This is a genomic window from Streptosporangium sp. NPDC006013, assembly GCF_040614275.1.
GTDB lineage: Bacteria > Actinomycetota > Actinomycetes > Streptosporangiales > Streptosporangiaceae > Streptosporangium.
Genome location: NZ_JBEXUE010000697.1, coordinates 1 through 3950 on the forward strand (window position 1 = coordinate 1; position 3950 = coordinate 3950).

At 68.3% G+C, this 3950-nt stretch carries 4 protein-coding genes; 2 read left to right on the forward strand and 2 right to left on the reverse strand.

What is annotated here, in order from left to right:
• Window positions 1-245 (reverse strand): hypothetical protein (locus tag ABZ260_RS48050; protein ID WP_355631817.1); only part of this gene is annotated, 245 nt, incomplete at its 3' end.
• The gene (locus ABZ260_RS48055; protein WP_355631820.1) at window positions 242-1327 is read right to left on the reverse strand and encodes a hypothetical protein; all 1086 of its coding nucleotides are present in this window, start codon (window positions 1325-1327) and stop codon (window positions 242-244) included. The genes ABZ260_RS48050 and ABZ260_RS48055, both read right to left, overlap by 4 nt.
• A gap of 313 nt (window positions 1328-1640) precedes the next feature.
• Here ABZ260_RS48055 and ABZ260_RS48060 point away from each other — a divergent pair, with 313 nt between their 5' ends.
• Together ABZ260_RS48060 and ABZ260_RS48065 are read left to right on the forward strand one after the other, a co-directional pair.
• Window positions 1641-2960 carry a hypothetical protein gene (locus ABZ260_RS48060; protein ID WP_355631823.1) on the forward strand — a complete coding sequence of 440 codons (1320 nt, stop codon included), beginning with the start codon at window positions 1641-1643 and terminating at the stop codon, window positions 2958-2960.
• Window positions 2961-3318: 358 nt separating this feature from the next.
• On the forward strand, window positions 3319-3762 hold the full coding sequence (locus ABZ260_RS48065; protein WP_350919627.1) for an NUDIX domain-containing protein: 444 nt from the start codon (window positions 3319-3321) through the stop codon (window positions 3760-3762).
• Window positions 3763-3950 lie beyond the last annotated feature (188 nt).

A 3950-nucleotide genomic window follows, 5' to 3' on the forward strand; every position in this document is an offset into this window, starting at 1 on the left:
GCGGCCAAGTGGACCACATGCAGGTGTGCGTTGATCACCCGGCGGGCGTCTGGCGGGGTGTCCGGGACCGCCACCCCCTGGACCACTGGGCGATCGCCGGGGTGCAGCAGCTCGATGGAGGCACCGGGTACGTGTGGCGCGATATGCGGCCACGCCGCGATGATGTTGTCACTGGCGGCAACGGCCAGAGAGCGACCGGCACTGGACACGATCACCACACGGCGAGCGGTGGTTTCCGTCCTCACTGGACTGTCACCTCCAGCAGCGTGGCCAGCGACTCCCACACCGGGGCATGCGGCAGATCCCGCAGGTGAGGCACCATCAGCCGAACGACGGATGCCTCGGTCGGCACTGCCCTCCATTCCTGCGCGGGTCCGCCGGCCCTGCCCGGGGTCGGACCGTCGGTCAGCCCGAACAGGTCGCTGGAGTACAGCCGTTGCCCTGGAACATCTGCCGCCCACGCCAGCGCCGCCTCCGCCTCGGCCTGCTCCAGCCGGATGGCGCGCATTGGCCGGCCCTTTCCCTCGACGGGCTCGGGAACCACGTGCACCACCGCGCCCAGCCGGGCCGGTGGCGCCCAGTCAACGACAGCCCGGTGCTCGCCGGGAGTGAACAGCACTCGCCGTCGCCACGCCCCGGCCACCATCCGCCGCTGCTCCACCCCACCGGCGGGTGCGGCCAGCTCCGTGGGGATGCCGACCTGGGTCGGCCATCCGGCGACGATCCCATCCGGCCCGACCATCACCAGGTCGTCAGCCATGAACTGAGCGCCCAGCTCATCGCAGGCGCGGTATGCCAGCGTGGACTTGCCGCCACGGCTACCCGCCACGAACAGCACCACCACCCCGTTCAGGGTCACCGCGGAGGCGTGCAGCATCCGCCATCCGCCGTCGAGCATCCGCGAGGAGAAGAACAGCCGGGCCAGCCAGTCGGGCCAGCGCTGGGCCGTACCCTCGTCAGGGACGACGATGCGGGTGGTACGCCGGGCCCGGTCGACCTCCAGCAGTGCCGCGGCGCTACCGGGCCGGTAACGGCCCAGCAGGCGCAGCAGACCGTCCCCCGTGCCGACCACAGCCAGGCGGGGACCGCCATGTGGGGAGACCAGCACGGGCCTGTCGGCGAACAACGCGTCAACGTCGCCCTGCAGTTGGTCGTGCTCATCGCGTTCGACACGGATCGTCCAGTCCACCCCTGGGCTGGCAACATCCACCGCGCACGGCGGCACCATCACCGTGGTCACGCCCGCCACCAGGTTGGGGTCGCCGACAACACGCAGCCGCCACGGGGCCAACAGCAGATTCACCGCCCGCTCTGGGGCTGCGGCCACGGCTCCTGGCAGCCGGGGCACCCCCGGGAAACCTCCAGCGGGATGCTTACCGGTCTCGGGCGTGAAGGCAACTGCACTGGCCTGGGGATCTACCACGGAAAACTCCTTCTCTGACGGGCGCGAAGCGACGAAGGATGGCCACCACCGACCACCTCGCGTTACACTTCGCGCTCAGTCGATTACGTTCCGATCTCAGTGAAGGGCGTAACCGTTCGCCCGGGTAGGGCTTTGGATATTGGATGGTTTTGGAACCTCGATGCGTGTTGAGAAGTAGCGCGAGGGGATGGACATGCCGAGACAACGCCGTCATCCGGTGAGCAACATCGCACTGCAGGAGGCAATTGCGGCCGTTGGAAAGCCATACGCGAAGGTCGCTGAAACAATCAATGCCGTCGGGGCGGAAAACGGCCGGGCTATGTACTACGACGCGGCCGCGATCGCACACTGGCTTTCGGGGACAGTCCCGATGGCGGGGACGATTCCCATCATCGTCGAGACATTCACGCGGCTGCTCGGCCACGACCTCACCGCGCCTGACCTCGGATGGCCGCACATCGAAGCGGTATCCGAAGAACCTTGGGGCGGCGACCCTGTGACCTGGGTGGCTCGTCTAGGGAAGGACGACATGCTCAACCGGCGATCATTGCTCACCACCGGCCTTTATTCGCTCGCTGCGCTGAACCTGCCGACCGAACCGCACATCATCACCGCCCGCTCCGGCGAACCGCGCCGAGCAGGCGCCTCCGACGTGGAGCGGATCCGCACGATGTGCGGCCAGTTCTCCACCGCCGACGACCTGTTCGGCGGCGGGCACGCGCGTGCCGCAGTGCTGGCCTACCTCATCCACGAGGTCGCACCGCTGCTGCACGGCACCACCGGCCGAGCACGCCCCGAACTGTTCACGGCCGCATCCCAAATGACTTATCTGGCCGCTTTCATGGCCTCCGATGCCGGAGACGCCGCCGGGCTGGCCCAGCGTTACTACATTCAGGCCATACGACTCGCCGAGGAAGCCTGCGATCCGACCGCGAAGGCGACCGCCCTGCGAGGACTCGCAACCCAAGCCGTCGAACTCGGTCACCCCACCCGAGCCGTCGACCTCGCCGAGGCCGCAGCCTCAACACTAAGCGGCGGATGCCCGGCCCGTGCCCGTGCGTGGATGGCGGGTATGTGCGCCGACGCACATGCCGCCAACGGCAACACCAGAGCCGCGCTCAACGCGTTACGCCAGGCCGAAGTGAATCTGGATCGCGCCGACTCCGTTCCCGAAGCCCAATGGACAGGCGCCTACCGTCGCGCCTCCCTGGAGCACCAGACCGGGACTGCCCTCGCCCAGCTCGCGGACCTCCCCGCTGCCGAACGACACCTCAGCAACTCCGTTCGTGCCCGTCACGGTGGAGAACGCCGCTCCCGTGTGCTCATCGCCTCCCGGCTCGCCGGCCTGCAGGTCCGACGCCGCTGCCCCGACACGGCCGCCGCCACCATTTTGGAACTGCGGGAAGATCTTCCGCTGCTCACATCTGGAAGAGTCAAGAACGAACTCACCCGGCTGCGGTCTGCCTGGGTTCCCGCCAGAACCAACCCCGCCGTCGGCAGAGCCGACCGGCTCATCGCCTCCCTGGCCAATCGCTGATCTCGCCACGGCGTGCCAGGCTGATCTACATCTTCGCCAGGACAGCACCACCATCTGCGTCCGCCACCGGATCACCACCGCCCCGGTACCCCGGCGGATGATCAGCAGCAGCCGCTGCCCCTGGTCATCCTGTATGTCATGGACCCGTGCTCATTCAGCGTGCGCTCTTCATGACGGCATGATGGTGTCCGACGCAGCGGCAAGGCCATATGCCACAACGAGGCAAATACTGCCCAATGCGGCAGCCCTGCTGGAGCCTCTCCCGCAAGGCGATTGGCTTCCCGTACCCTAAGGAAATCCCGCCTCCCCGGGGCCCGGATGCGGATCACGTCACCGGGTCGGTGACACAATGGGCCCCATGTCTGACGTGCCGAGTGTTCGCGCCGTCCTCCTCGACGACGACCGGCTGGTGGTCTTCCGGCGTACGGTCCCCGGTAAGGAGCTCTACTGGTCCGTCCCCGGCGGCCATGTCGAGCCCGAGGACGCCTCGCTGGAGCACACCCTGCACCGCGAGGTCATGGAGGAGCTCGGCGCCGTGGTCTCCGGCGTCACCCCGCTGACCACCCTGGAATGCGTGCGCGACGAGGGGATCAAGACCCAGCACGTCTACGGCTGCCGCCTGGTCTCGATGGATCTCGCCCTGCGCTGCGGCCCGGAGTTCGACGATCCCGCCCGTGGCCACTACGAGGTGGTCCGGCTCCCGCTCGACCCGGCCGAGATCTCCGCCATCAACCTCGTCCCCCCGGAGCTCGGCACCTACCTCGCGGGTACCGTCACCCTGCTGCCCGGCCTGATCTCCTGACCTTCCTGCCCGCCGAGGTCACTGCGGAGGAACGCCCTACCGGCTCGCGCCGGACGAGCGGGTGGCACCGCCGCAGGCCGGCCTGCGGACATAGAGGCCGATCCACGAATACCCAAAATCATCAGCAGCGCGCGCCTTCTCGCACTTCCAGGAGCGGCAGGCCCGCCGCGTACCGCCGGAAGAAACCG

Coding starts and splice junctions, on each gene's coding strand:
- ABZ260_RS48065 (WP_350919627.1), top strand. CDS start 3,319: ATGTCTGACGTGCCGAGTGTTCGCGCCGTCCTCCTCGACGACGACCGG.